Below are 25,094 nucleotides of genomic sequence, written 5' to 3'. Positions count from 1 at the left end.
GGGAAAAGAATTAATTTTCTTTTCTTTGTTCTGAAAAAATATTTCATCTTCATTTGCGATTCCTGACTCTCGCATTTATTAATTGAATTCAAGTTTTAAAACAAAAGTTAAACTCTTTTTTTGACAAGATTTGATAAACGCTATTCTCCTACTACCACCAACCGTTAATATTATATCTAACAATAGTGGCTTTAGGTCCATTCCCATAAGCAACACCAATATCTCGAGCTGCGTTCATCGATGCATTCTTAAGGTCTATGTCATCCTGTTGCTCTTTCAATTGAAATTTCCAATCTCTCTGATCAATTTCTTTAACTCTTTGTGCAATCTTGTTTGATAATGCAAGAGCCTGTTTATAACAAGCAGCATTTGGATCAATTTGAGCTAAAAATTGTCCTGAAATGTCAGCGCCGTATGTGTCTTGAGAGGCATTCCAATTTGTATTTGCTTCTTGTAATTTTATTATACAATCTCTATCAATTTGTTTTTGATAAATTGGCCCTACGGCATCCATAGCTTTATCATAGCAACCTTTGCACACTTCAGGAACATTTATTAATAAAGCTATAGCTTCCTCAAATTTATTTTGACTAGTTAGGGTTTGACCTTCTTTAATAATAAAGTCGCATTTACTATTGTAATATTCTATAATTTTTGATTTACCATTTTCTACAAAGCTTTGAATATTGATATTACTTGGACTAATTTTCTTTATTGCAGCAATATATGCTTTGGTTTCATTTTCACCAACTCCTTTGACGCTGATTGACGTACTTGAAAATTTAGTGCCTTCTATTCCATCACCAATAAATAATGTTACTTCCAAAACAAAAGCCGTCATTGCGGGAGCGGTTGGAGTCAAATCCTTACTAATAACATTTACATTAGTAGTAATAATAAACCGTTGATTATATGCCGATCCACCCATTCCGTTTTGCGTGACGATTTGGCTTAACTTATTTGCTAAAATACTTCGCGCTGCATCAGGCATTTTATCTATTTGTTGCGGCACAAAAGCTGCTAAAGTTATTCTAGCAATGTCATTTGCACTTCCTTTCTCATTTTGAGCAAAGGAAAAACTGTAACACATTATAAGAATGTTCCATAAAATAATTTTCTTCATATTATTTGTTTGATTATATAATTATAGACTTTTACCTCCAATCACCATAACAACTTTTCCAGTTCCAATTGGATACGTAGAACAAGGCAATTGATGTGTTTTTTTCATATATTTTCTTAATTTTGTTCCAAAATCATCTACACTAAAAGCTGATCCCTCCCCGTCCCTTAAAGGTATCCTTACACTTGTTAACTGCATTAAAGTTGAAGTCTTTGGCCCTAATGTAAAGGCTCCATTTACAGTGTTCGATTTAAACCATTTCTTTATATCGTCAGATAATTCATCTCCATCCTCGTTGATTTCACTATTCATTTTTTTAGTAGAATTTTCATAAACTTGAATTTCAACTGTGATTTCTCGACCTTTTGTAAACATTTCTTCAAAATAGATCATTAATTGGGAATTAAAATTGTCAATATGAGATAAAACAGCTGTTTCTAACATTACAGGTAACGAAGCTCCAATCAATTCATTTCCAGTACCACTTGCTGCACCTGCGGGCTTGTTAGATCCAGCATCGACAGCTTTTAATGAAAAAGTAACCGCTTTTTTTGGTCCTTTAGACTCAACAGACCATGATACATACAAAATCAAATGTGGTCGTGCTGTATTCAATATTAAATCTTTATCTCCCTGTTGAACACTATTTCCATCTTCACTCGTTTCCATACTTTTTAGGGCATTTCCGTCTTGAATACTTTTTAATGTTTGAGACAAATTCTCAAGTGGATATCCTCTTTCCAACATTAATTTTTCGACATTAGTTATAACTTGACCTAGCTCAACATTTAACAACGCCGCAGAATAATCAGGTACCATTTTTTTTTCTCCTTGTTTATCCACTTCGTTCATGTATCCGTTTGAGTTCATCCAGATATCATCGGGAAAAACCATTATAGACGGTTTGTTTATCGCTTGTGAAAACACTAATGTTGTTGACAATAAAAACATTACTATAGTGATAACATTTTTTAAATATTTATTTTTCATTTTACAATTAAATTTTAAGTATTCCATCAGAAATCATTTTTTGTTTTAATTCTGCCCTTAACACGCGAACTTCTAATCCAAAGGTTACGCTTTTATCAACACTCACTTTCAGTGACTTTAATTCCTTTTTTATAGAAATAAAATTATCATATTCACCCTTGTAGGCAAAAAATTTACTAAAGTAGGCTTCCTTTTTATTTTGTGCATTTACTTCTAATATTATTGGTATTAAATTACAACCTGATTTACCATCATTAATTCCATAAAAAAGAACATCCCTAATTGCTTTAATTTTAGCATTTTCCATAGCAGATGCTTTATTACTGCCATTTCCCCATGCTATCAAAGATTGAGAACCATCTAATTCAATTCTAATACATTCGGTTTTTAATGGATAATTGCCTGCAGTTATTTTTGATGAGTTACAACTTGAAAGTAAAAGTGATCCGCCAATTAAACCGTAAATCAGTTTTATACTAATTTTCATTTTTAATTATTTTAAATTAATTAAAACCTGCACCTAAAGACTTGATAATCCCTGCTTCCTCTAAATCTTTTCTTAGGTTAGCAACATTTACTGAAACTATAACTCCTATTTTATATTCTTTTCCTACCTTCATTCTATCCTCTGCTGCAACGGCACCGTCAGTAGACATGGAAACAAACTTCATATACTTGCCACCATCAGCAAAAAAAGGTTTAAAAAAATCTTCTTTTTCTACTTCTAGATTCACATTGTTGGTTAATGGTTTCTGACCTGGGACAGACTGAGTACCTGTAAACCCTTTAAAAATAATACCATGAACGGCATTTTTTTTGGCTTGATCAATTGCAACCTCAGGCTTTTTAGAATAGGACCAAACTTTAATTAAATAGTTTCCTTGAGTGCCAGTCTGAACGGCATCAATTTCATAACGCCATTCTTCAGTTGCTTTATCTGCTTTTTTTTTAGCTTGTGCGGTACTCGATAATGTAAAACCAAAAATCATTAAAAACACAATTACAGTTTTCTTCAAAATATCTTTCATTTATTTATTTTTAATAGAAAAGAACCCTTTCAACCATAATTTTTAATTGAAAGGGCTCGCTAATTATTTTATTTGTTTAATAAGCATACCTGCATAAAACTTTTTCCCTCCAGAAAACGTGGTACGATCAATATTAGTTTTATTTTCAGTTTCAACGTTACCAGCAACAGGAACCAAGGTATCATCTGGATTAAATGTGTTATCCCACACCGCATCTTTTTCAACTTTTATAGTTCCTACGCTTTTATATGTGATCAATCCTGTTTTAGGATCTTGATTCTGCTCAAGAACATCAAACTTTTCACCACCCTCTAAGCCTTCTTTTTTACCAATTTTAGCAGTAATTGGATCACCTGAGTAAAGCGGAGTTTTTGTTTTGAACACGTCATATTTTTTCTGAAGTTTAGCATACACGTTGTCAATGATCCTTACGGTAGAAAGTTCAATAATTTGATCTTCCGTTCTTTTTTCAGATAATGAAAATGTCACCAGACCAGTTGCGCTTTCTTCACCAACAAATTCTAGTTTAAACAAATCAGAAGTATCAAATGCAACTTTCTTTTTTGGATCCAGTGCAGTCTTATCTATCCAAAGATCTTTGTAAAAGGTATCAGAAGTAGTTTTATCCCATACTAACTTATATAAATATGATGTAGCCCAAATAGAATAACCCTCTTTTGTTTTTTCATAAACAGCATCAATTCCTTTGTTCGCTTTATCTAAAAGCATCGCCGGAATTTTTTGCGCGGCGACAGTTTTTGCTGCATCTCTGATTGCTCGGGCTATTGGTTCATTAGCCACAAAATTAAATTTATTTATTACTATAAATGTATTGTCAATTAATGATTCTCCAGCAGTTCTGAGAAGTGCTTCACCGTCAGACGAATTTTGAGCCGCCTTTGTTTCAAGAAATGAGGCGTTAAACACACCTCTGTCCTCAACTAACTTAGAATCAAAACTTCCATCAGCTTGCCTATCAAACCACTTAGCTACTAATTTGTTAGCGATTTTTTCTTTTTTTAGATACTTTTCAATTCTGAGTGGCATCTCTTTTGAAACGGAATCCATTTCTATTTCAAGTAAACCAGTGGCAAATGCACCAAGTTTTGAAGGTTTGTACATAGACGCCTTCTCTTCAGAGGTCAAAGGATAATTAATTGGATTGAAGGATTTTTGGCTTATTTGATGATCATTATACTTCTCAGGAAAAGGAGCATTATTAAATGCTTTAAGAACAATTTCCTTTTTGGGAAATTTATCCGATTCGATGACCATTGTATGTAAAGAACTTCTTCTAAATTTTAAATCTGCAGGTTTGTCTTGTGCTTGAGCAAATGTTCCCGAGCTGATTATTAGCCCCCATACTAGTAAATGTTTCTTCATTTTTGTAATTTGTTATTCTTTTTTAAATACGTTCGTTTTTTAAAGTGGTTTCTGAACTCCACTTTTTCTTTATGGCTGTCAACATGACAACACTATCAATCTTTTATTTTAATCTCCTATAATATGTTCCAGCCTACTATTTCTATTTTTCTCTAAAACAATAGATTATTCACAATTAACCACCACAACTAAATATTCCTGAGATCGCAGTGTCTTTATATTTGTCTCTTTTATATACTTCTACTATTGTAAATCTAAAAATACCTCGGCCCCATTTTGTTGGTAATTTAAAAGTTTGAACACCCATCACGTCTGCCAAATCTAAAATTCAAATGTCTTTTCCGTTCAAAGAAACCTTGAATTTTTTAACTCTTGAATTATTTTGCAATGCAGTTTTTGAAGATTGATATCCATTTAAAATTGGTAACTCTCTTACATTGCCACCCATTATTTGCCAATTATTTATTTCTAAAAACTCTCCAATTCCATAGTCGGAACTGCCTTCCACCCAAGCATTCGTAGGATCATGGTCAAAAACATAACTGGCTAAATATTTACTTTTCCCCTGTGATGATAAAATTGTAGAGGTTTTAATATTGCCTCTTTCAGGCCCCTCGCACATCTGATTGGGCATTGTCCATTGTTCAGTCGGAACATCATTAGATTCCACTGGCCGTACACCCCAGGATATAAATTTTTCACCATTTATTTTAGCCTTTATCGCTGGAAGCTGTCCATAACTAAACGAGCTAAATAGAATTGTTCCGAAAATTACCTTTAGATTATTCCTGTTTTCACTATTTTTTTGTGGTTATATAATTTTCGCATCGCATTTCTTTTTAGTTGTAAATTTTGCCTCTTGTCTCGTTTATTGTCCACAACAAAACTTTAATAATTAAATGTTTGGGGATTGAAAGTCTGAAAAATAGGTAATTTATTAATCATCAACCGCTCTGTCGTTACTTTAGGTTTTATGTTTTCTACATCACATTGTTCAACAGTTCTGATTTTTATTTTAGTAGATAAATTTGCATCTTGTTTTTCCAAATAACCATAACCATCAGAAGATGTACTGTTGTAACCTATCATCTCAAAACTGCCTTTTTGATATCTAAATTTATAATTATGTTGACCTCTAAGCAACTCATAATTTAAAATTAATATTTCTTTGTTAATTTCTAAATAAGGATGATTTTCAACTTCCGTTCTATCATCTGAGTAAGCCAAAAGGGAACTATTGTAGCATATTAATTTGTATTTTCCATCAGGTGTTTCAAAGAAAACAGCCGTTTTATAATCTCCATTTTTTGGATCTTTCTGAACTTTGACAATGTCTTTAATATTGTCTTTATTTAAATCTCCTTCAATTTGAGAAATAAATTTAGTAAACCGGCGATTCACTATTTTAGACTGAGAATGACTACTACATATTGCTAAAACCGCGATTAAAACAAATAACTTTTTCAATCTTAATTTTATTAGTTTCCAAATTATAAGGCTTTTCAGAATACGCCCGTCATTTGATGTGATTTTTGAACTCCACTTTTATCAGTAATTCTTAATTTTGTAAATGTATACCTTGGAATTTTATGAGTTTTACGGTTTTCCACATTGTTTGAAAATAAATATTTAATATCATTGAATTTGACTAAATTTTAACATAACAGATTTTTAAGTTCCACAAAAAACTTTGATTTGTTTATCTCCAGATAAAACTCAGCAGGATTTAATCGGAAATTCTTTTATTAATTCTACCGAAAAAATTTCTTTACAAAAAGCATTATCAAGCAAATGAACAACTGTATAAAATATCATCATTAGTAAATATTTTTTGACGAAGAACGTTTTATTATTATTCTTGCACAATACCCACTTTTAATGATATTTCAAAATAAAATTTGTGGATCGGACGGCTCAGCCAGCATAAAAAATTATGAAACAATTCTTTATTTTTTATCAGAGAAAAGTTGCGAAATATGATAAAAAAAACTTTTGGTAAAATCAAATCCAAAAAAAATATCAACCAAAAATCTCAGTATCTTTCTGATACTTTATATTTACTACTGCCTTCTTAAATGCTTTGATTTTACTAATTAAAAATGACTATTGAAATCCTAAAACCCATTTAATGACAATTAGTACTATTTTAAAACAGGACGTTAAAATCACGTTTAAATGAGTATATTAATACTTGAATTTATAATTTAGCAAAAAATAATTTTATGAGCACTAAATCAATATTAAAGAAGTCATCACTTGACTTTTTAGAAAACTACCTTAATAATGCATCACCGACAGGTTACGAAAGTGAAGGGCAAAAACTATGGATGGACTATTTGAAACCTTATGTGGATACTTTTATAACGGATACTTATGGAACCGCCGTGGGAATTATAAATCCAGATGCTACTTATAAGGTTGTAATTGAGGGCCATGCAGACGAAATTTCATGGTATGTCAATTATATTACAGATGATGGATTAATTTATGTGATTAGAAACGGCGGTTCTGACCATCAAATTGCTCCTTCAAAACGAGTCAATATTCATACTAAAAATGGAATTGTTAAGGGTGTTTTTGGCTGGCCAGCGATACATACTCGAAATAGAAAGAAAGACGAAGAGGTAGCCAAAGTGGATAATCTATTTATTGATATTGGTTGCGAAACAAAAGAACAGGTTGACATAATGGGTGTTCATGTGGGTTGCGTGATTACCTATCCTGATGAATTCATGATTTTGAACGAAAACAAATTTGTTTGTCGCGCGATAGATAATCGTATGGGTGGATTTATGATTGCCGAAGTAGCTCGCTTGTTACATGAAAATAATATCAAACTACCTTTTGGATTGTACATTACTAATTCGGTTCAGGAAGAAGTAGGTCTTCGTGGTGCAGAAATGATTACTAAAACTATCAAACCAAATGTAGCAATTGTTACGGATGTCTGTCATGACTCCACTACTCCAATGATCGATAAGAAAATTGAAGGAGACACTAAAATTGGTAAAGGTCCTGTTATAACGTATGCTCCAGCTGTTCAAAATAATTTAAGAGAATTAATTTTAGAAACAGCTATGGCGAAAGAAATTCCATTTCAACGTTTAGCTTCCTCTCGTGTGACTGGAACGGATACTGATGCTTTTGCTTATAGTAATGGTGGTGTAGCGTCGGCCTTGATATCCTTGCCGTTGCGTTATATGCACACTACGGTTGAAATGGTTCATCGTGACGATGTTGAAAATGTGATCAAATTAATATATGAAACATTAATCAAGTTAGAAAACGAAGAAACCTTCTCCTATTTCAAATAGTTTTAGGAGCTGATCCCGCTATTCGCTGCAATCTTTGTGTCCTGAAAAAATCAGGACACAAAGGATTTTCACTACTATCGGGGCTAAAAAAACGCAATTCGAAATTTTGAATTGCGTTTTTTTTTTAAACTGACTTCCGTACATTTTAAAATATAATCAAGGACAACATTAACCGAAGCGCATTTAAAACAAATTCCCAAGGAAAAAAAGAAGTTTTACAAGACTTCGTCAAACAATTTTAAAAATATTCCAGAAAAATTGTTGAACCACTATGTTTGTAATGACTGATTATGTACTTCCAAATGCTATTGATCCCTTTGGATAACAATGCGCACAACAACTAGTGCCTCCTTATAAATATTGCTTCGTAGAAAAATTTTATGAAAATGCACCAGGCGGGTAATTCTACCAATCCAGAATAACTGAATTAACTTATTACTAAATTACCAGAGCACATCTCCCAAAAATGAGGCAAAACGAAATGTTGTGTCCACTTTTAGAAGATGAATCCAATTCCATTTGATTTAATTCCAGTACTTATTTCAAAAATAACGGCACAAGATTGGTCACCTAGCAACAAATAACTGACCCGAAAAATAATTTAGGATGGGTGATATTCATTAAAAAGCCGCAATTCTAAAGTGAATTGCGGCTTTTATTAAACTGTATTGTATAATTATCTATTTTTCAAGTAGTGCTTTAGCATTTAAAGAAAATCCAACAATATTAAGTACAAACCCAATAAAAATTAATGCTCCAGCAATTAGACCTGCTCTTCCAGAGTTTGGATACTCAATAAGTAGATAAATGGAAATCGATATCATAACAAGACTAATACTGTAAATTAAATTTTTCATAGTGTATGTTTTTTTATCAACTGAAGGTAACTATATGTTTTAAATAAAAGCTACTGTTTTTATATATTAGCAAGGTATTCCACGACATTTTTCTCTATTCGTTCATCAATATTAGAAATATCCGCTTTAACAAATTTCTCTCCTAAGATATTTTCGTATAATTCGATATATCTTTCTGAAACGGTTTCAATGTATTCATCGGTCATATTTGGAATTTGTTGCCCTTCCAATCCTTGAAAACCATTCTCGATTAACCAACGACGAACAAACTCTTTCGATAATTGTTTCTGTTCTTCTCCGCTGTTTTGACGTTCCTGGTATCCTTCAGCATAAAAATAACGAGAAGAATCCGGTGTGTGAATTTCATCAATCAAGACAATAACCCCTTCTTTCGTTTTTCCAAATTCATATTTGGTATCCACCAAAATTAAACCACGACTAGCAGCAATTTCAGTTCCCCTTTGATATAAATCTCTCGTAAATTTTTCTAAAACAACATAATCTTCTTCAGAAACAATTCCTTTTGATAAAATATCCTCACGAGAAATATCAGCATCATGTTCTCCATTATCCGCTTTGGTTGTCGGCGTAATGATAGGTTCGGGGAATTTGTCATTTTCTTTCAAATAGTCAGGCATATTTACGCCGCATATTTCTCTTTTGCCAAGAGCATATTCACGAGCAGCATGACCCGAAAGATAGCCACGAATTACCATTTCTACTTTGAAAGGCTCACATAAATGACCTACAGCAACATTAGGATCAGGAGTTGCAATTAACCAGTTCGGAACAATATCCTCCGTCAATTCCATGAATTTTGTAGCAATTTGGTTTAGGATTTGACCTTTGTATGGAATTCCTTTTGGCAAAACTACATCAAAAGCTGAAAGCCTGTCTGTAGCGACCATCACCAAAAGCGCATCATTAATATTGTACACTTCTCTTACTTTACCGCGGTAAACAGATTTCTGGTTTGGAAAATTAAAATTAGTAGTTGTGATGGTGTTGCTCATTATACTAGTTGTGTGTGTGTGTGTTTATTTTTGTTCCTGCAAATTTAAAACTATTTCAGAGAGTTTCGCAAAGAAAAATAGTGTAACTCTAAAATATTATTTTTATTTCTAAAACTATTTTTCAAGTAATGTATCGTTGAACAAGTTTAAGATTCGGCTGTATTCATCCACCCAAGAATAGGTTTCTTTAAAACCATGAGCTTCCACCGGGAAACTAGACAAGCTCCATTTTTTCTTGCCTAATTCGATAAAACGCTGAGACAAACGAACAATATCTTTGTATTCTACATTGTCATCTACCATTCCGTGGAGCATCAATAAATCTCCTTCTAAATTATTTGCAAAATAGATTGGAGAACTTTTTTTGTACGCATCTGGATCCGTTTCAGGGAAATTAAGAATATTTCCGGTGTAGCCATGATTGTAATGTGCCCAATCTGTAACAGAACGTAATGCTGCTCCCGAAGCAAACTCTTTTGGAGTAGTCAACATTCCCATCAACGTGATAAAACCTCCATAAGAACCTCCATAAATTCCAACTTTTGAAGCATCAATTCCGTAATTCTCGACTAGATATTTCTTTCCGTCTATTTGATCTGTTAAATCTTTCCCGCCCATAAAACGATAAATTCCAGTTCTAAAATCACGTCCGTAACCATCGCTACCTCTATAATCAATATCCAAAACGGTATATCCTAAATCGACCAACATATTATGAAACATATATTCTCTGTGGTACGTACTCCAATAGTTATGTGCGTTTTGCAAATAACCAGCTCCATGAACAAATAAGATTGCTGCTTTATTCGCATTGGCAGATTCTGGCTTGTATAATCGGGCATTTACAGGAGTTCCATCTTGCGCTTTGAAAGTAATTACTTCTGGTTCACGCCAAGAATATCCTTTGAAACTTTCCGTTGTTGAAGTCGTTATTTGATTTAAGTTCGTATTCTTTTTATTAGGTGCTACATACAATTCCCAAGGTTTATTTTTATAAGAATAGCGTACCAATAAAGTACTTTCGTCTGGAGATAAACTCACTTCATGAGCACCATCTTTAGTTAAAATAGGTTGTAAAACTGGATTTGTAAGGTCCAATTTATAAAAGTTTCTGTTACCAGGATGCGTAGTCGTTGTGGTTAAATAAAAAGACTTTTTATCTTTGGCCAAAGTCACATTACGCACTTCCCAATTACCTTTGGTCAACTGTGTTTTCTTTTTTGACTTTAAATTATAGCTATACAAATGAGAATAACCGGTTTCTTCGCATTGAAAATAGACCGTTTCATTGTCACCTAAAAATCCAAGCGTTCCTCTTCCATAAGAATTAGAAGGAATTCCTGGTCCGCCAATCCAAGCTTCATCATGTTGATGATCTAATTCTTGAAAAGTTCCATTTTCTAAATTCAAACTAACAATCCATCGGTCTTTGTTGTCCTGACTTCTAATTTCACTAATTGCATATGAACCACTTTCATTGTAAATAGGTTCCTGAACTACAATTAGTTTGTTCTTTTTTTCTGCAGTTTTTGATTTTTCATAGGTTTCAAAGTATTTCGGAACATCCTGAATGTGACTCAACGATGAAAAATTCACAAAATAAACAGAATCTTTGGCGATGTTATAAATACCAAATTTAGTAGCCAATAAATTATCTACAGAAACTTTTTCCTTAGTATCTTCAATTTGGTTGTAACCATCGGCAGTGATGAATAGTTCCATTTTTTCACTTTTACGTTCTGAATCTTCTATTAGTCTGAAGGTGGCAAAATTTCCTTTTGGATCCACTTTCAAGCTTCCAAAAGTATTTTTTCCATAATAGTACGGTTTTGGAAAATCAGATTTTGTAGTTTTTGATTTTGCCAAGTTCCATTTTTTCAGCGCTTCCTGATCTCTGACAAATTGAAATAATTCCTCTTGTTGACTTTTCAAAAAAGATTCTTTATTACTGGCTTTCTCATCCGATTTTCCTTTACGAAAGTTCGTGATTTGAATAATAGAACCTTCATTGGTATTGAACTGAAAAAGATTTTCATTTTGTCTGAAATAAAGAATTCCTGGCACAGCACCCATTTGTAAATTAGCAATTGGACTACTTTGTTGGTAGAGTTTTTTCGAGGTTTTACTTTTTAAGGAATACGAAAACAATCTTCCTTTATCAATATAATAATACAAATCTGGATTGGCTGTTTTTTTGAAATCTAATTTTGAAAAAACAGCTTCAGTTGGAGATACCAGTTCTGGTTTTGATAATCCGTTTTTCCAAAAATAAGTACTGTTACCCAATTCATTATTTGGATTCCAATCAAAATAAACTTTTTTACCATCCAAAGACCACCTTTCATTTTCTGGCGAAACTCCAATGAAAGCATTTCCTTTCATTATTTCTTCCAATTTTAAGGTTTGACTTTGAATTGCAATGGAAAATAAAATACAGATAACAAGGATTATTTTTTTATTCATTTGGTTTAAGTTTAATGTGTTAATGGGAAAATAGGATGGGTTAAAAAATTAATTATTAAATAATTCCTGAGTTATATATTGTGCAACTCCGTCATTATCATTGGACAAAATTACTTCTAAATGAGACAATTTATTTTTCAGACTGTCCGGCGCATTTCCCATAACTAATCCTTTACCGGAGGATTTTAGCATGTTTTCATCGTTATATCCATCACCAAAAGAAATAGATTCTTCGAAAACAAAATTTTCTTTTTCTAGAATTTTGGCAATTGCAACACTTTTATCTACTGATTTGTCCATAAATTCCAAACAAAATGGCAAACTAAAAGCATGACTAAAAAGACCAGAATGACTTTCTAAAATCTGATCCCTTAATGCAATTAATTTCGAATGTTTATTGTGCGTGAAAAACACTTTTATGGCACTCAAATCCTCTAGGTTATTAAAATTTACTAATTCAGGATGATAATTCACTTCTGGTTGAAACTCATTCAATTTTTCGTTATGCTTGTTGGTTTGCCAAACATTTTCTCTAAACAAAACTGTTGTAATTTCAGGATCAATGTCTAAAGATAAAACCGATTTAACGGCATCGCTTTCCATATCAAAGGAAAATAAAAGTTCTTTTTCAGGGGAATGTATACGTGCTCCATTAGAAGTAACTAAATAAAGAGGAATGTCTAAACCTGCTACAATAGGCATTGCATCCAAGTGATGGCGTCCGGTAGCAACAATTATTAAGTAGTTTTGATTGTGAAGTTCTTGAAAAACAGTTTTAGTGTATTGAGATATTTTGTGATCTGAATTGAGTAAAGTTCCGTCTAAATCGCTAATAACTACTTTAATTTTTTCTTTTAAAATCATTTCTTTTTAACTGAGATTTTATTAATTCCAAATTTATTGTATTTCTAAGAGAAACAAAAGGATTCATTTGAATATTATTTAAATCGTTAAATAAAAAGATGTCATTTTTTAAAATAATGAAGCGGAAAGGAAATCCATTCTCTATAGAAAATGAACTCGCTTTCCGCTTCAATAATTTTGTGTATTTGCTAATCGTTATTTTCAATCATCTTATACGCATCAATCACTTTCTTGACTAATCTATGGCGTACAATGTCTTTGTCATCCAGATAAATGATTCCAATTCCATCAATATCTTTCAAAACTAACAGGGCTTCTTTAAGTCCAGAAATGGTTCTTCGTGGCAAATCGACTTGACCAGGATCTCCAGTAATCATAAATTTAGCACTTTTTCCCATACGTGTCAAAAACATTTTCATTTGGGAATGTGTGGTATTTTGAGCTTCGTCTAAGATAACAAAAGCATTATCCAACGTTCTTCCACGCATGAATGCCAAAGGAGCGATTTGTATAACTCCTTTTAGAATATAATCTTCTAGTTTTTCATTCGGCAACATATCTCGTAAAGCATCATACAAAGGTTGCATGTACGGATCCAATTTTTCTTTCATATCACCTGGAAGAAAACCTAGGTTCTCCCCTGCTTCTACTGCTGGACGAGTCAGTATAATCCTTTTGACTTGCTTTTCTTTAAGTGCTTTTATGGCCATAGCAACACCTGTATAGGTTTTTCCGGTTCCGGCAGGTCCAACGGCAAAGACCATATCATTTTTTTCCATGGTATCCACCAACAATTGCTGATTGGGTGTCATGGCTTTTATGATTTTGCCACCTACTCCATGTACTAATATTTTATCCTGTCCTTGAAATTTTCTGTCTTCCTGAACATCGCCAAGAATAACACGCTCGATTACATTATTATCAATATTATTGTATCTTGAAAAGTGTAACATTAATCGTTGAAAACGTTTTTCAAACTCGTCCAAAACCTCTTTTTCTCCAAAAGCTTTTAAGGTGGTTCCCCGAGCGACAATTTTTAATTTTGGATAGTATTTTTTAATTGTTTCAAGATGAGTGTCTTGAGCGCCCCAAAAGTCTTTTGGAGCGATGTCTATGAGCTCGATTATTCTTTCGTTCAAATGAGGTAGTTTTTAATTAAAATTCATTTTTTTGTCAATCAATTGGCTGTCGGGTGTATTTCTTGTTTTTAATTAGAAATTGTTTTTTCTTTTTCGTTTTTTGTGTTAACTATTATTAGCTTTGCACTTCTCAAATTTAATAAAATTAGGTTTACATAACACCAATAGTTATAAACAAAATTATGTCAATAATTACCCTAACTACTGATTACGGCTTGAAAGATCACTTTGTAGGAGCGTTGAAAGGGAAAATCTTATCTGAATATTCCGAGGCGAAGATTATTGATATTTCACATGATATTGATCCATTCAACACAGTAGAAGCAAGTTACATTATTGGAGCATCGTATGCGAGCTTTCCAAAAGGCACTGTTCATCTTATAGGAGTAGATATGGAATCCAACAAAGAAAATCAACATATTGTGATGCAATGGAATGATCATTATTTTATTGCTGCCGATAATGGTATTTTAAGCATGCTTTCACAAAAAATTGTTCCTCAAAAAATGGTTACGATTAACATCCATGACCGTTTGCTGAGTGAGGCTGTGGATCTTGATGTATTTGTAAAAGTGGCGTGTCATTTAGCCAAAGGAGGTTTAATGAATGTCATTGGCAAAGAAATAAATAGCATAAAACAAGTGACAGATTTACAAGCTGTACTGGCTGTTGATGGCAATTCATTGAAAGGTCATGTCATCTACATCGACCATTTTGGGAATGTAGTCACAAATATTTCTAAAAAATATTTTATCGAAGTTGCCAAAGGAAGGCCGTATGAAATTGTTTTGAAAACCAAAAATATCAAAACCATATTGCCAAACTATTCCGCTATTGCGAGTTCCGATAAATATCCGATAAAGTCTTATGAAGGGGAAAAATTAGCTATTTTCAACGAAGCCGGTTTTCTGGAAATAGCCATTTTTAGGAGTAATCCTTCTAAAGTAGGCTCAGCTAATAGTTTACTGGGATTAAATTATAGAGATAGTATTATTATAAAATTCGTTTAAAGTTTAAGGTTTAAAGTTGAGCAACTTTGAACGTATTAAACTTTAAACTTTAAACAAAAAAAAATGTTTGTACGTATAGTAAAATTGAGTTTTCACGAGGAAAATATTCCTGCTTTTTTAGAAAACTTTGAGTTAATGAAAGATAAGATACGAAATGCTCCCGGAAATCGTTTCTTAGAACTATATCAGGATAAAAACAATAAAAGTATTTTCTTTACCTACAGTTATTGGGAAACCGAAGCCGATTTAGAGAATTACCGAAATTCGGAACTTTTTTACGATGTTTGGACATTCACTAAGAAATTATTCAACGACAAACCGGAAGCGTGGAGCGTGGATAAATTAGTTACTTTAGAATAAAAAATAGTTTAAAGTTTAAGGTTTAAAGTTGTTGGATTGGAACTTTAAACCTTAAACATTTGAAACTTTAAACAAAAAATAAATGAAATCAATAGTTTTACGAGAGATAAAATCCTTTTTCGGTTCGCCCATAGGCTACTTAGTTATTGCCATATTCTTAATTATCAATGGATTGTTTCTTTGGGTTTTTGAGGGAGATTATAATATATTGAATACTGGCTTTGCTGATTTAACTCCGTTTTTCACCTTAGCGCCATGGATTTTGATCTTCTTAATTCCTGCCGTAACCATGCGCAGTTTTTCAGATGAGAAAAAACAGGGAACACTAGAATTATTGCTGACAAAACCATTAAGTATTTGGCAAATTGTAAATGGAAAATTTCTTGGATCGTTACTTTTAATAGTAATGGCCATTATTCCAACCTTCATTTATGTTGCCGTTATTTCTAATTTAGGAATGCCGGAAGGCAATCTCGATATGGGGAGCACAATTGGTTCTTATTTTGGATTACTATTTTTAATTGCAGCCTATTCCGCCATAGGAATATTCACATCAACACTATCGGATAACCAAATTGTAGCTTTTATTGTAGCCGTGTTTTTATGTTTTTTCTTCTATTTTGGTTTTGAAGGTTTGGCTTCTGTTGTTCCAAATGTTTCTTCCATAATTGCTTCATTAGGAATGCAGGATCATTTTAAAAGCATGAGTCGTGGCGTATTAGACACAAGAGATATTCTTTATTTTACGAGCGTAACTGTGCTATTTCTCTCCTTTACTGTTTATAATCTAAAATCTTTCAAATCGTAATGACAGCTTCTAAAAAAAACAACCTAAAATCCGTATTGATTATACTTGCAATTGTATTGGTTTTAAATGCATTGGGAAGTTCGTTTTTTCATCGTTTTGATTTAACAAAAGATAAAAGATACACGCTCTCCCCTACTTCTTTAAATATTATTAAACAAGTTCAGAATCCATTGTATATAAAGGTATACATGCAAGGTGATTTACCGGCTGAATTCAAACGATTACAGCAGGAAACAAAGCAATTACTAGAAGAATTTCAGGCGTACAACTCCAATATTATTTTTGAATTCGTAGATCCTTTGGAAAACGAAGACGCCAGCATGGACAATATTAAAGAATTGTATCGAAAAGGGCTTACGCCAATCAATATAACCGTAGACGACAAAGGAAAGCAATCACAAGCGATGGTTTTTCCTTGGGCGATTGCCGTTTATGACAATAAGGAAGTTAATATTCCATTGTTAAAAAACATAATGGGCGCCTCAACTACCCAGAAAGTAATTGGATCTGTGCAGCATTTAGAATACTCTATTGCCGAAGGTTTGAATAAGATTACCAAAGCCAAGCAAAAGAAAATTGCTGTAATCAAAGGGAACGGAGAATTGCAAGATGTTTTGATGGCCAAATTCCTTTTACAAGTTCGCGAAAGTTATTTTATTGGACCTTTTACTTTGGATTCAGTGGCCAAAAATCCAATAGGAAGTTTAGAAACTTTAAAAAAATATGACTTGGCTGTTATTGCAAAACCTACAGAAACGTTTACCGATGAAGAAAAACAGGTTTTGGATCAATACATTATGAATGGCGGAAAAACTTTGTGGTTGCTTGATCAAGTTTCAGTTGAAATGGATAGTTTATACAATGCGTCTGGAGCCACGCTAGCGTATCCAAGAGATCTGAATTTGAATGATCTGTTTTTTAAATATGGCATCCGTATTAATCCTGATTTAGTAAAAGACGAGCAAGGAAGTCCCATTAAATTAGCTACCGGAGAACAAGGAAGTGCTACTCAATATCAAGAATTCAATTGGAAATTTGCGCCACAAGTGTATCCAAACAGTGCGCATCCCATTGTGAAAAATTTAGGTGGAATCAAGTTTGACTTTGCTAATCCCATCGATACTTTAAAAAACGGTATCAAGAAAACTATATTGTTGCAATCGTCACAATATTCAAAAAAAATAGGAACACCAGCAGAAATAAACCTGAATAGCGTTGCCGAAGAAACTTCGCCAAATGATTATCTAAACAAAGGGAATATTCCACTATCAGTATTATTAGAAGGTTCCTTCCAATCCATGTTTGAAAACAGAGTGCTTCCCTTTGAACAAAAAACATTTCAAGGAAAGGGAAAAGAGAACAAAATGATTGTCATATCAGATGGGGATTTGATCAAAAACCAACTGGATAAAAACTTTCAACCCGTAGAATTGGGCTACGATCAAAGATCTGGCAATTTATACGATAATAAAGATTTCCTCATAAATTGTGTCAATTATCTATTGGATGACACGGGACTTATTAACATTCGAAGCAAAGATCTTGATTTACCTTTATTGGATAAAGAAAAAGTTTATGAAAACTACACGAGAACACAGCTCTTGACGATTGGGCTTCCATTGCTTTTTTTAGCCCTTTTTGGAATCCTATTTACTTATCTTCGAAAAAGAAAATACAGTAAATAAGTCCTAAAGTCTAATGTCTTAAAGTCTAAAAGTGAAATTTATTTTATACTGTCTAAATCAATTTTTTAGTTATTTAAGTCGTTAACATCCAACTTTTCGAAACAAAATATAACAACCATTTTTTATAATATAATAAATAGAATTTGCATTCAGACTTTCGACTTTTGACTTTCAGACTAAAGTAAAGATGTTAATAAAAAAGTTTCCAAACTAGAATAGTTTACGATATATTTGTAAAATGTATCGTATTTCGGATTTAGAGAAATACCTTAAAAAATAAAACAAAACAGATGAAATTTATAGTATCGAGTTCGTACTTATTGAAACAATTACAAGTTTTAGGAAACGTTATCAACAGTAGCAATACTTTACCTATTTTAGATAACTTTTTATTTGATTTAGACCATAGTGTATTGACCGTTTCTGCTTCTGATTTAGAGACTACAATGTCTGCTACTCTAGGAATTGATTCTGAAAGTAAAGGAAGCGTTGCTGTTCCTGCAAAATTGCTTTTGGAAATCCTTAAAACATTCCCAGAACAACCTTTAACTTTCACCATTGAGGATAATAGTACGATAGAAATCAGTTCTAATTCGGGGAAATATGCATTAGCTTATGCTTCTGGAGATGAATTTCCAAAATCAGTGAACTTAGACGATCCATCGGTTACACTAGTTCCTGCTGATGTTTTGGCAACAGCCATAAGCAAAACTATTTTTGCAGCCGGAAACGATGATTTACGTCCAGTTATGTCTGGTGTATTCTTTCAGTTTTCACCACAAGGATTAACCTTTGTTGCGACGGATGCACACAAATTAGTGAAATATGCTCGAACTGACGTAGTGGCTTCTCAAGTGGCTGATTTTATTATGCCAAAGAAACCTTTGAACATTTTAAAAAACATTCTGGGTACTTCGGATGCTGAAGTAAAAATAGAATACAACGATTCGAATGCTACTTTTTCTTTTGACAACTATGTTTTAATGTGTCGTTTGATTGATGGTAAATATCCAAATTACGAAGCAGTAATTCCAAAAGAAAATCCAAATAAATTAATGATTGACCGTTCTCAATTTTTGAGTTCAGTACGTCGTGTGGCTATCTTTTCGAATAAAACAACACACCAAATTCGTTTGAAAATTGCTGGAGCTGAGTTGAATGTTTCTGCTGAAGATATTGATTACTCAAATAAAGCCGAAGAAAGATTAACCTGTGATTATCAAGGTGATGATATGCAAATAGGATACAATTCTCGTTTTTTGACAGAGATGTTGACGAACTTACAATCAGACATGATTATGCTAGAGATGTCATTGCCAAATAGAGCCGGAATTCTTACTCCTGTTGATGGATTAGAAGAAGGTGAAACAGTTACCATGCTGGTTATGCCAGTAATGTTGAACAGCTAGTTCAGTTTAAAATACGCTATTAACCAAACCATTTTTATATTTTAAAACCGTCTCGTTTAATTACGAGACGGTTTTTTGCTTTTATTCATTTCTCTTTTATTTCTCAAACGAGTGAGAAATCTCTTTAGTGTTCCGTTTAATTGATTACAACTATGGCTCATGTTAGTGGGTTTGCTTCGTTCCTCGCAAAGACAAACTGAACCTTAAAATCTAAATGGTCTAAAAATCAAAGAAGTCTAAAATTCCAAACTAAATCACTCCCATTTTTTTCATTAGGAAAGTAGCGCTCCTATTTTTACAAATTCCATCCCGTAATTTATAATCAAAGTGGAGATCATTATTGACAATCTCCACTTCAAAGCATTTATTGGTTAAAATAGCAGGATATTCATTTGTCGTGAGACAAACTTCGATATCATGTGTCGCAATTGCACCAATGGCTTTTTTACCAATCACTTTTTTGACCACTTCTATTGTTCCATTTCGTTTATCATCTGAATTAGTTCCTCGTAATATTTCGTCTAATAAAACAAACGCAGGTCTGTTTTCCAATTCATCCATAATTTGCTTTAAGCGTTTAATTTCAGCAAAAAAGTACGATTCGCTATCTGACAACGAATCAGACAATCGCATCGAAACCAAAACCGGTAATGGATGCACATTAGCTTGGCTTGCACAAACGGAAGACCCCATACCAGTTAGAACCATATTAATTCCCAAACTGCGTAGAAAAGTACTTTTACCAGACATATTAGAACCCGTCAAAATCATGAAGCTTTCTGGATGAAAACGAACATCATTCCCTATTCTTGTTTTTTCAATTAATAAAGGATGACTTAGGTCCGTGAAATCAATTTCAAAATTAGTGTTCAATGTTGGATAAACGAACTCTGGATTATTATAAGACATATTTGCTAAACTATTTAGCAGCTCCAATTCCCCAATTACTTCGAGCCACTCTTCCAGTGCTTCGGCATAATCGTTTTTCCATTGAATTAATGATTGTAGCACATGCAAATTAAAAAGAAATGTACCATTAAAAACGATGGCTGTCACAAAATTAGAAATACTGTCCATTTTTGAAAACAAACCAGCTAATTGTTTCAAATGAACGCTAGCCTTTTCTTTTTTGAATACTAGTTTTTGTTGCAAGCCGATTAACTTTTCAGACTGAAAAGTTTCTTCTTCAATCTTTTGCAACAACAAACTGTATTGGTGAATGGTTTTATCAATGTTAGTAGAATTTGCTATTTCGCTCTGAATACGTTTTATAAACCGACCTAAAACGATCAAGTGAAACACAAACAAATACGACAAAACAGAAACAAAAACAATATTAAATGTGACTGCATAAGCTATCAAAAATCCTAGAAAAAGAAGTGGAGAAAAATAAGAAATAAAAACACTAATTTTAGATAATGGCGTGCTATTGAATGTACTCCATTTCAGCAAAGTCTCATAATTCGATTGGCTATCCTTTCCAATTTTGGCGAAAGCTAAGAACTCCTGACGCCAATCTAATTTGATAGATAATTCTTTGACCGCTTGCTGATTTCTTATGATTTCGTTATTTGATGCCAGAGCTAAAAGTTGGTTTGCCAATGTTTTTTTTCCAATAAAAGTAGCCGTTCTATTCAAATTTTGAAATAAGGAATGTTCTCCAAAGACATCTAAATCATACGCATAAGGGTGATTAAAATCGTTAAATTCTTGTCCGTTTTCAAAAGGAATTTTATTTCTTTCCAAATAGGATATTTCATTTTCGTTAATATCAAATAAGGCTTGATTGACTTGCTTTTTAAAAACTAACTTGGAATGAATACGCATCAATATCACGAAAGCACCAAATAAAACTATCGAGGCAACTACAAAAATAATATCACTAGTTTTAAGGTAATAATAACTAGATATAAAAAAAAGTACAATAGTAAGAAGTCTTAAAACACTTATACTATTGTACTTTTTATTGATTGCAGTTAACGCTGTTGAAAAGCGAATCTTTTTTACTTTGTATATTTCCATAATTCAATTGATGAATTGCAAATATAACGAAATAGATTTGCTGAGAAGTCTAAATTAAAAGGCAATGGCAATGCCAAACTAAATAGTATTCGAAACTTCAACTAAAATTGTGACTGCATCAATCCATGTGTATTGCTAAAATAGGAATGTCAAAATTATTCGCTATTTTTTTGGTTAAACTAGGTTTAAAAATTCCTTCAAAAAAACCTCTTTTATAGGTCAGCATAGTCAATATATCAATTTCCTTATATAGAATAAAATCTAAAATAGTCTCCTTTACTTCATCACTCGAAATCACAAAAAACTCTACGGGTTCATTAATAAATTCTTCCTCCCAATGCGCCACGGTATCTTTTGAAACATCCGATTCACTCGTTTTCACATACAAGCATTTGACTTTTGCTTTTGTTTTTTTGGCAATATCTAGCACCATTTTTAAGGCTTTTTTGTCTTTCGTTCTAAAGCGCGTGGTAAAACCAATAATTTCTATTTTCTTGAACTTGGCTTCAATTGGAATACACAGCATTGGAATTTCAATTCCAGAAATAACAGATCCTGCATTAGAACCCACAAAAAAAGCATCCCATCCCGTGACTCCTGACGTACCCATAATAACAAAATCGATAGCATCTTCTTTAATCGATTTTTTAATATTATGAAGTAAATCGCCATCCATAAGTCGATGTGTCATTTTAATTTTATCCAAATGACGCTCTTCTGCCAACGCACGGAGTTTTGGAATTTCATCCTTAAACATGCCAAATTGCGCTAATTCTACTGAATTGTAAATGAGAGCATAATTTTCAGGAAAAAACTGATTGTCATAAATAGGTAGTTCAAAGGTGTGCAATAAAACGATTTCACCATGAACTATTTTTGCAAATTCCAAAGCATGTATAAAAGCATTTGCTGCCACTTCAGAAAAATCGGTTGGAAATAAAATTTTTTTCATTTGTCGTTTAATTTAAAATAGTTCATTTATTTTACGAAGCTATTGGTTTTTTGTTTTTCTAAAACAAATAGCGCAATTCAGCAACACTAATTTTATTCGTGGATGCCTAGAATAGGAACATTAATATGAAATGCCAATTTTTTAGCAAGACTAATTTCAAATAATTTTTCAAAGAAATTTCGATGGTATACATGCATTGCAATCAAATTAATTTTGTGCAACGCAATAAAATTTAAGATTATACCCTCTACATCGTCCCCTTCGATTGAATGAAAAACAACTTCATTATCCTCCATCACTACCTTCCAATCTGCCCTGCAATCGTGTTGACTTTCATCTTTTAAGTGCGCGACACGCAAACAATCAACAGGAGCTTGAAAGATCGCGGATAGCGACAATACGGTTTTAAAAGCGGCAGTATCCTCCGATTTATATTGCGTCAGGAAAAGCATTTTTTTTATTGGCTGATAAAGGCAATGTTCCGGTATAATTAAAACTAATACTTTTACATCATTCATCACTTTGGTTGCCACGGTACCAAAAAAAGTTTCTTTTAGTCCAGTTGCCCCTTTGGTACCCATAACCACGAAATCAATTTTTTCATTCTCCGTTATTTTTTTTATTTCAGGAACTAAATTTCCTAGAATTAGAGCATGACTTATCTTGATATGTCCCAAATTATTTTGTTCTGCTATCCTTCTTAAACTCGGCACCTCATCTTTATAATTTTCAAAATTACTAAGCTCAGTAACATCATAAATTTCATGTAAATACTCTGAAATATTAATGTAATTTGCTTGCGGTAACTGATAGACATGAATGGTAATTACTTCGGCTTTAATAGATTCAGCTAATTGCAAGGCATAAATAAATGCGTTTTTAGAGGCATCTGAAAAGTCGGTTGGAAATAGAATTTTTTTGGACATAATGTTACTTTGTTGCAAATCAATTAATTATATAAATTTACGAAACTAAAAAACAAAACAGCATGATAAATGTCAGTTTGAGTAATTTTTTAACAAAAAAATAAAGTTAATGGTTTGATAATCGAGACTTGCTGCCTTATCAATTTTCCTTACTTTTGCATAAAATTGAATACAAATATGATACCTCACGATTCCATAGTAGCGCTTGCAACTCCATCGGGAGCAGGAGCTATAGCCGTAATTCGGATTTCGGGCCAAGATGCCATCACGATAGGAAATTCTGTTTTTAAATCTATTAAAAATAAAGATTTAACCACTCAAAAAACCCACACCTTGCATTTAGGCCATATTATGGATGCTTCCAAAACCTTAGATGAAGTATTAGTGTCCATTTTTAAAGGTCCAAATTCGTATACGGGCGAAAACACAATCGAAATTTCCTGCCATGGCTCTCCTTATATTCAGCAACAAATCATACAATTACTCCTCCGGAAAGGCTGCCGTATGGCAGATCCAGGTGAATTTACGCTTAGAGCTTTCCTAAACGGCAAACTGGATTTGTCCCAAGCAGAAGCTGTTGCCGATTTAATTTCATCCGATAATGAAGCGTCGCACCAAATCGCTATGCAACAAATGCGTGGTGGTTTTTCGAATGAAATAGCTAAACTGAGAGAAGAATTATTGAATTTTGCCTCTTTGATTGAACTCGAATTGGACTTTGCCGAAGAAGATGTAGAATTTGCTGACAGAACACAATTTCATGAATTATTAAACAGAATCGAATTTGTCCTTAAACGATTAATCGATTCGTTTGCCGTTGGAAATGTTATTAAAAACGGAATACCTGTGGCTATTGTGGGTGAACCAAACGTGGGAAAATCCACCCTATTGAATGCTTTATTGAATGAAGAGCGTGCCATAGTTTCAGAAATTGCAGGAACAACCCGTGATACTATCGAAGATGAATTAGTGATTGGCGGAATCGGATTTAGATTCATCGATACGGCTGGAATTCGCGAAACGGAAGATGTAGTAGAAAGCATTGGGATTCGAAAAACTTTTGAGAAAATTGAACAAGCACAAGTAGTTTTATATTTGTTTGATAGTTTAAAGTTTAAAGTTCAAAGTTCAGAATACATCATTGAAATCGAGAAAATCAAAAATCAGTTTCCGTTGAAACCTTTACTTGTTGTCATCAATAAATTAGATTTACTTTCCGAAAATGAAATTACAGCCATTCAACAAGAACTTTCAAACTTAAACATTAAACTCATTTTCCTAAGCGCTAAACAAAAGATTGGTGTTGATGAACTGAAAAACCAGCTACTATCTTTTGTAAATACTGGAGCGTTGCGTAATAATGAAACAATTATCACAAATACAAGACATTACGACTCTTTACTAAAAGCGTTAGATGAAATAACGAAAGTGAAATTTGGGCTAGAAACAAATCTTTCTAGTGACCTTATGGCGCTCGATATTAAGGAGGCGTTGTATCAATTTGGAACTATTACTGGTCAGGTCTCAAACGACGAATTATTAGGTAATATTTTTGCTAACTTTTGTATTGGTAAATAAAATATAGTAATCGATAGCCGTTTCCAATTTATCAAAGGTGCTATTGATCTTATTCTAATTTGACACTATATAGTCTCAGGGAGAGTTATGATAACATAAAATGAATACCCAAAACTAGCCACTTTTACATGCTGTTTTGGGTATTGCTTTTTAAGATATTTACTTTGTGA

The 25,094-nt window shown here is 32.8% G+C and carries 22 protein-coding genes; 7 read left to right on the top strand and 15 right to left on the bottom strand.

The annotated features are described in order from the left end of the window. Window positions 1-151: 151 nt before the first annotated feature. From IWX83_RS09020 to IWX83_RS08990, 7 genes are all read right to left on the bottom strand, one after another. Window positions 152-1,123 (bottom strand): hypothetical protein, encoded by a 972-nt coding sequence (locus IWX83_RS09020; RefSeq protein WP_196829150.1) that lies wholly within the window; start codon window positions 1,121-1,123, stop codon window positions 152-154. Between the two features lie 21 nt (window positions 1,124-1,144). Beyond that, window positions 1,145-2,113: a DUF6175 family protein gene (locus IWX83_RS09015; RefSeq protein ID WP_196829148.1), complete on the bottom strand. Its 969-nt coding sequence runs from the start codon at window positions 2,111-2,113 to the stop codon at window positions 1,145-1,147. 7 nt (window positions 2,114-2,120) lie between these two features. After that, entirely contained in the window at window positions 2,121-2,600 is a 480-nt protein-coding gene (locus IWX83_RS09010) for a hypothetical protein (RefSeq protein WP_196829146.1), read from the bottom strand. A gap of 16 nt (window positions 2,601-2,616) precedes the next feature. After that, a complete protein-coding gene (locus IWX83_RS09005; RefSeq protein WP_196829144.1) occupies window positions 2,617-3,141 on the bottom strand; it encodes a hypothetical protein in 525 nt (174 codons plus the stop codon). A gap of 63 nt (window positions 3,142-3,204) precedes the next feature. After that, window positions 3,205-4,524: a hypothetical protein gene (locus IWX83_RS09000; protein ID WP_196829142.1), complete on the bottom strand. Its 1,320-nt coding sequence runs from the start codon at window positions 4,522-4,524 to the stop codon at window positions 3,205-3,207. 328 nt (window positions 4,525-4,852) lie between these two features. Then, window positions 4,853-5,158 (bottom strand): hypothetical protein, encoded by a 306-nt coding sequence (locus IWX83_RS08995; RefSeq protein ID WP_196829140.1) that lies wholly within the window; start codon window positions 5,156-5,158, stop codon window positions 4,853-4,855. Window positions 5,159-5,412: 254 nt separating this feature from the next. Beyond that, window positions 5,413-5,991: a hypothetical protein gene (locus IWX83_RS08990; RefSeq protein ID WP_196829138.1), complete on the bottom strand. Its 579-nt coding sequence runs from the start codon at window positions 5,989-5,991 to the stop codon at window positions 5,413-5,415. 755 nt (window positions 5,992-6,746) lie between these two features. On the opposite strand from IWX83_RS08990, the gene IWX83_RS08985 reads away from it, so the two are divergent. Then, window positions 6,747-7,838: a M42 family metallopeptidase gene (locus IWX83_RS08985; RefSeq protein ID WP_196829136.1), complete on the top strand. Its 1,092-nt coding sequence runs from the start codon at window positions 6,747-6,749 to the stop codon at window positions 7,836-7,838. A gap of 680 nt (window positions 7,839-8,518) precedes the next feature. On the opposite strand, the gene IWX83_RS08980 is transcribed toward IWX83_RS08985, so the two are convergent. From IWX83_RS08980 to IWX83_RS08960, 5 genes are all read right to left on the bottom strand, one after another. Then, window positions 8,519-8,695: a hypothetical protein gene (locus tag IWX83_RS08980; protein WP_175547763.1), complete on the bottom strand. Its 177-nt coding sequence runs from the start codon at window positions 8,693-8,695 to the stop codon at window positions 8,519-8,521. A 59-nt stretch (window positions 8,696-8,754) separates the two neighbouring features. Continuing rightward, window positions 8,755-9,708, bottom strand: coding sequence for a phosphoribosylaminoimidazolesuccinocarboxamide synthase (locus tag IWX83_RS08975; protein ID WP_196829134.1), 954 nt, complete (start codon window positions 9,706-9,708; stop codon window positions 8,755-8,757). A gap of 114 nt (window positions 9,709-9,822) precedes the next feature. Then, complete coding sequence (locus tag IWX83_RS08970; protein ID WP_196829132.1) at window positions 9,823-12,171, bottom strand: prolyl oligopeptidase family serine peptidase; 2,349 nt, start codon at window positions 12,169-12,171, stop codon at window positions 9,823-9,825. Window positions 12,172-12,219: 48 nt separating this feature from the next. Continuing rightward, window positions 12,220-13,035 (bottom strand): Cof-type HAD-IIB family hydrolase, encoded by an 816-nt coding sequence (locus IWX83_RS08965; RefSeq protein ID WP_196829130.1) that lies wholly within the window; start codon window positions 13,033-13,035, stop codon window positions 12,220-12,222. 188 nt (window positions 13,036-13,223) lie between these two features. Further along, on the bottom strand, window positions 13,224-14,174 hold the full coding sequence (locus tag IWX83_RS08960) for a PhoH family protein (RefSeq protein WP_196829128.1): 951 nt from the start codon (window positions 14,172-14,174) through the stop codon (window positions 13,224-13,226). 182 nt (window positions 14,175-14,356) lie between these two features. Here IWX83_RS08960 and IWX83_RS08955 point away from each other — a divergent pair, with 182 nt between their 5' ends. The 5 genes from IWX83_RS08955 to dnaN all read left to right on the top strand — a co-directional run bounded on the left by IWX83_RS08955 (window position 14,357) and on the right by dnaN (window position 19,446). Continuing rightward, window positions 14,357-15,184 (top strand): S-adenosyl-l-methionine hydroxide adenosyltransferase family protein, encoded by an 828-nt coding sequence (locus tag IWX83_RS08955; RefSeq protein WP_073354959.1) that lies wholly within the window; start codon window positions 14,357-14,359, stop codon window positions 15,182-15,184. A gap of 63 nt (window positions 15,185-15,247) precedes the next feature. Next, window positions 15,248-15,544, top strand: a complete 297-nt coding sequence (locus tag IWX83_RS08950; protein ID WP_196829126.1) for a putative quinol monooxygenase — start codon at window positions 15,248-15,250, stop codon at window positions 15,542-15,544. Window positions 15,545-15,626: 82 nt separating this feature from the next. Beyond that, complete coding sequence (gene gldF / locus IWX83_RS08945) at window positions 15,627-16,352, top strand: gliding motility-associated ABC transporter permease subunit GldF (RefSeq protein ID WP_196829125.1); 726 nt, start codon at window positions 15,627-15,629, stop codon at window positions 16,350-16,352. After that, window positions 16,352-18,037, top strand: coding sequence for a gliding motility-associated ABC transporter substrate-binding protein GldG (gene gldG, locus IWX83_RS08940; RefSeq protein ID WP_196829123.1), 1,686 nt, complete (start codon window positions 16,352-16,354; stop codon window positions 18,035-18,037). Before gldF ends, gldG begins: the two co-directional genes overlap by 1 nt. A 290-nt stretch (window positions 18,038-18,327) precedes the next feature. Next, window positions 18,328-19,446: a DNA polymerase III subunit beta gene (dnaN, locus tag IWX83_RS08935; protein ID WP_073354952.1), complete on the top strand. Its 1,119-nt coding sequence runs from the start codon at window positions 18,328-18,330 to the stop codon at window positions 19,444-19,446. 249 nt (window positions 19,447-19,695) lie between these two features. On the opposite strand, the gene IWX83_RS08930 is transcribed toward dnaN, so the two are convergent. The 3 genes from IWX83_RS08930 to IWX83_RS08920 all read right to left on the bottom strand — a co-directional run bounded on the left by IWX83_RS08930 (window position 19,696) and on the right by IWX83_RS08920 (window position 23,346). Continuing rightward, window positions 19,696-21,468 (bottom strand): DNA mismatch repair protein, encoded by a 1,773-nt coding sequence (locus IWX83_RS08930; protein WP_196829121.1) that lies wholly within the window; start codon window positions 21,466-21,468, stop codon window positions 19,696-19,698. Between the two features lie 118 nt (window positions 21,469-21,586). Continuing rightward, a complete protein-coding gene (locus tag IWX83_RS08925; protein ID WP_073354949.1) occupies window positions 21,587-22,420 on the bottom strand; it encodes a universal stress protein in 834 nt (277 codons plus the stop codon). Window positions 22,421-22,512: 92 nt separating this feature from the next. After that, window positions 22,513-23,346 (bottom strand): universal stress protein, encoded by an 834-nt coding sequence (locus tag IWX83_RS08920; protein WP_196829119.1) that lies wholly within the window; start codon window positions 23,344-23,346, stop codon window positions 22,513-22,515. A gap of 177 nt (window positions 23,347-23,523) precedes the next feature. On the opposite strand from IWX83_RS08920, the gene mnmE reads away from it, so the two are divergent. Continuing rightward, the gene (gene mnmE / locus IWX83_RS08915) at window positions 23,524-24,924 is read left to right on the top strand and encodes a tRNA uridine-5-carboxymethylaminomethyl(34) synthesis GTPase MnmE (RefSeq protein ID WP_196829117.1); all 1,401 of its coding nucleotides are present in this window, start codon (window positions 23,524-23,526) and stop codon (window positions 24,922-24,924) included. The last annotated feature ends 170 nt before the right edge of the window (window positions 24,925-25,094 follow it).

Source organism: Flavobacterium sp. CG_9.1 (assembly GCF_015751645.1).
GTDB lineage: Bacteria > Bacteroidota > Bacteroidia > Flavobacteriales > Flavobacteriaceae > Flavobacterium > Flavobacterium xanthum.
Note: the sequence above shows the minus strand (reverse complement) of the source record. Positions and strands in the feature narration are given on the sequence as shown.

Bases quoted from the DNA above. Each gene is read 5' to 3' on its own strand.
- IWX83_RS08975 (WP_196829134.1), bottom strand. From the start codon at position 9,708: ATGAGCAACACCATCACAACTACTAATTTTAATTTTCCAAACCAGAAA.
- IWX83_RS08920 (WP_196829119.1), bottom strand. From the start codon at position 23,346: ATGTCCAAAAAAATTCTATTTCCAACCGACTTTTCAGATGCCTCTAAA.
- IWX83_RS08980 (WP_175547763.1), bottom strand. From the start codon at position 8,695: ATGAAAAATTTAATTTACAGTATTAGTCTTGTTATGATATCGATTTCC.
- IWX83_RS08985 (WP_196829136.1), top strand. From the start codon at position 6,747: ATGAGCACTAAATCAATATTAAAGAAGTCATCACTTGACTTTTTAGAA.
- IWX83_RS09010 (WP_196829146.1), bottom strand. From the start codon at position 2,600: ATGAAAATTAGTATAAAACTGATTTACGGTTTAATTGGCGGATCACTT.
- IWX83_RS08950 (WP_196829126.1), top strand. From the start codon at position 15,248: ATGTTTGTACGTATAGTAAAATTGAGTTTTCACGAGGAAAATATTCCT.
- gldF (WP_196829125.1), top strand. From the start codon at position 15,627: ATGAAATCAATAGTTTTACGAGAGATAAAATCCTTTTTCGGTTCGCCC.
- mnmE (WP_196829117.1), top strand. From the start codon at position 23,524: ATGATACCTCACGATTCCATAGTAGCGCTTGCAACTCCATCGGGAGCA.
- IWX83_RS08925 (WP_073354949.1), bottom strand. From the start codon at position 22,420: ATGAAAAAAATTTTATTTCCAACCGATTTTTCTGAAGTGGCAGCAAAT.
- IWX83_RS09015 (WP_196829148.1), bottom strand. From the start codon at position 2,113: ATGAAAAATAAATATTTAAAAAATGTTATCACTATAGTAATGTTTTTA.
- gldG (WP_196829123.1), top strand. From the start codon at position 16,352: ATGACAGCTTCTAAAAAAAACAACCTAAAATCCGTATTGATTATACTT.
- IWX83_RS08965 (WP_196829130.1), bottom strand. From the start codon at position 13,035: ATGATTTTAAAAGAAAAAATTAAAGTAGTTATTAGCGATTTAGACGGA.
- IWX83_RS09000 (WP_196829142.1), bottom strand. From the start codon at position 4,524: ATGAAGAAACATTTACTAGTATGGGGGCTAATAATCAGCTCGGGAACA.
- IWX83_RS09005 (WP_196829144.1), bottom strand. From the start codon at position 3,141: ATGAAAGATATTTTGAAGAAAACTGTAATTGTGTTTTTAATGATTTTT.
- dnaN (WP_073354952.1), top strand. From the start codon at position 18,328: ATGAAATTTATAGTATCGAGTTCGTACTTATTGAAACAATTACAAGTT.
- IWX83_RS08955 (WP_073354959.1), top strand. From the start codon at position 14,357: ATGTCAATAATTACCCTAACTACTGATTACGGCTTGAAAGATCACTTT.
- IWX83_RS09020 (WP_196829150.1), bottom strand. From the start codon at position 1,123: ATGAAGAAAATTATTTTATGGAACATTCTTATAATGTGTTACAGTTTT.
- IWX83_RS08995 (WP_196829140.1), bottom strand. From the start codon at position 5,158: ATGCCCAATCAGATGTGCGAGGGGCCTGAAAGAGGCAATATTAAAACC.
- IWX83_RS08970 (WP_196829132.1), bottom strand. From the start codon at position 12,171: ATGAATAAAAAAATAATCCTTGTTATCTGTATTTTATTTTCCATTGCA.
- IWX83_RS08930 (WP_196829121.1), bottom strand. From the start codon at position 21,468: ATGGAAATATACAAAGTAAAAAAGATTCGCTTTTCAACAGCGTTAACT.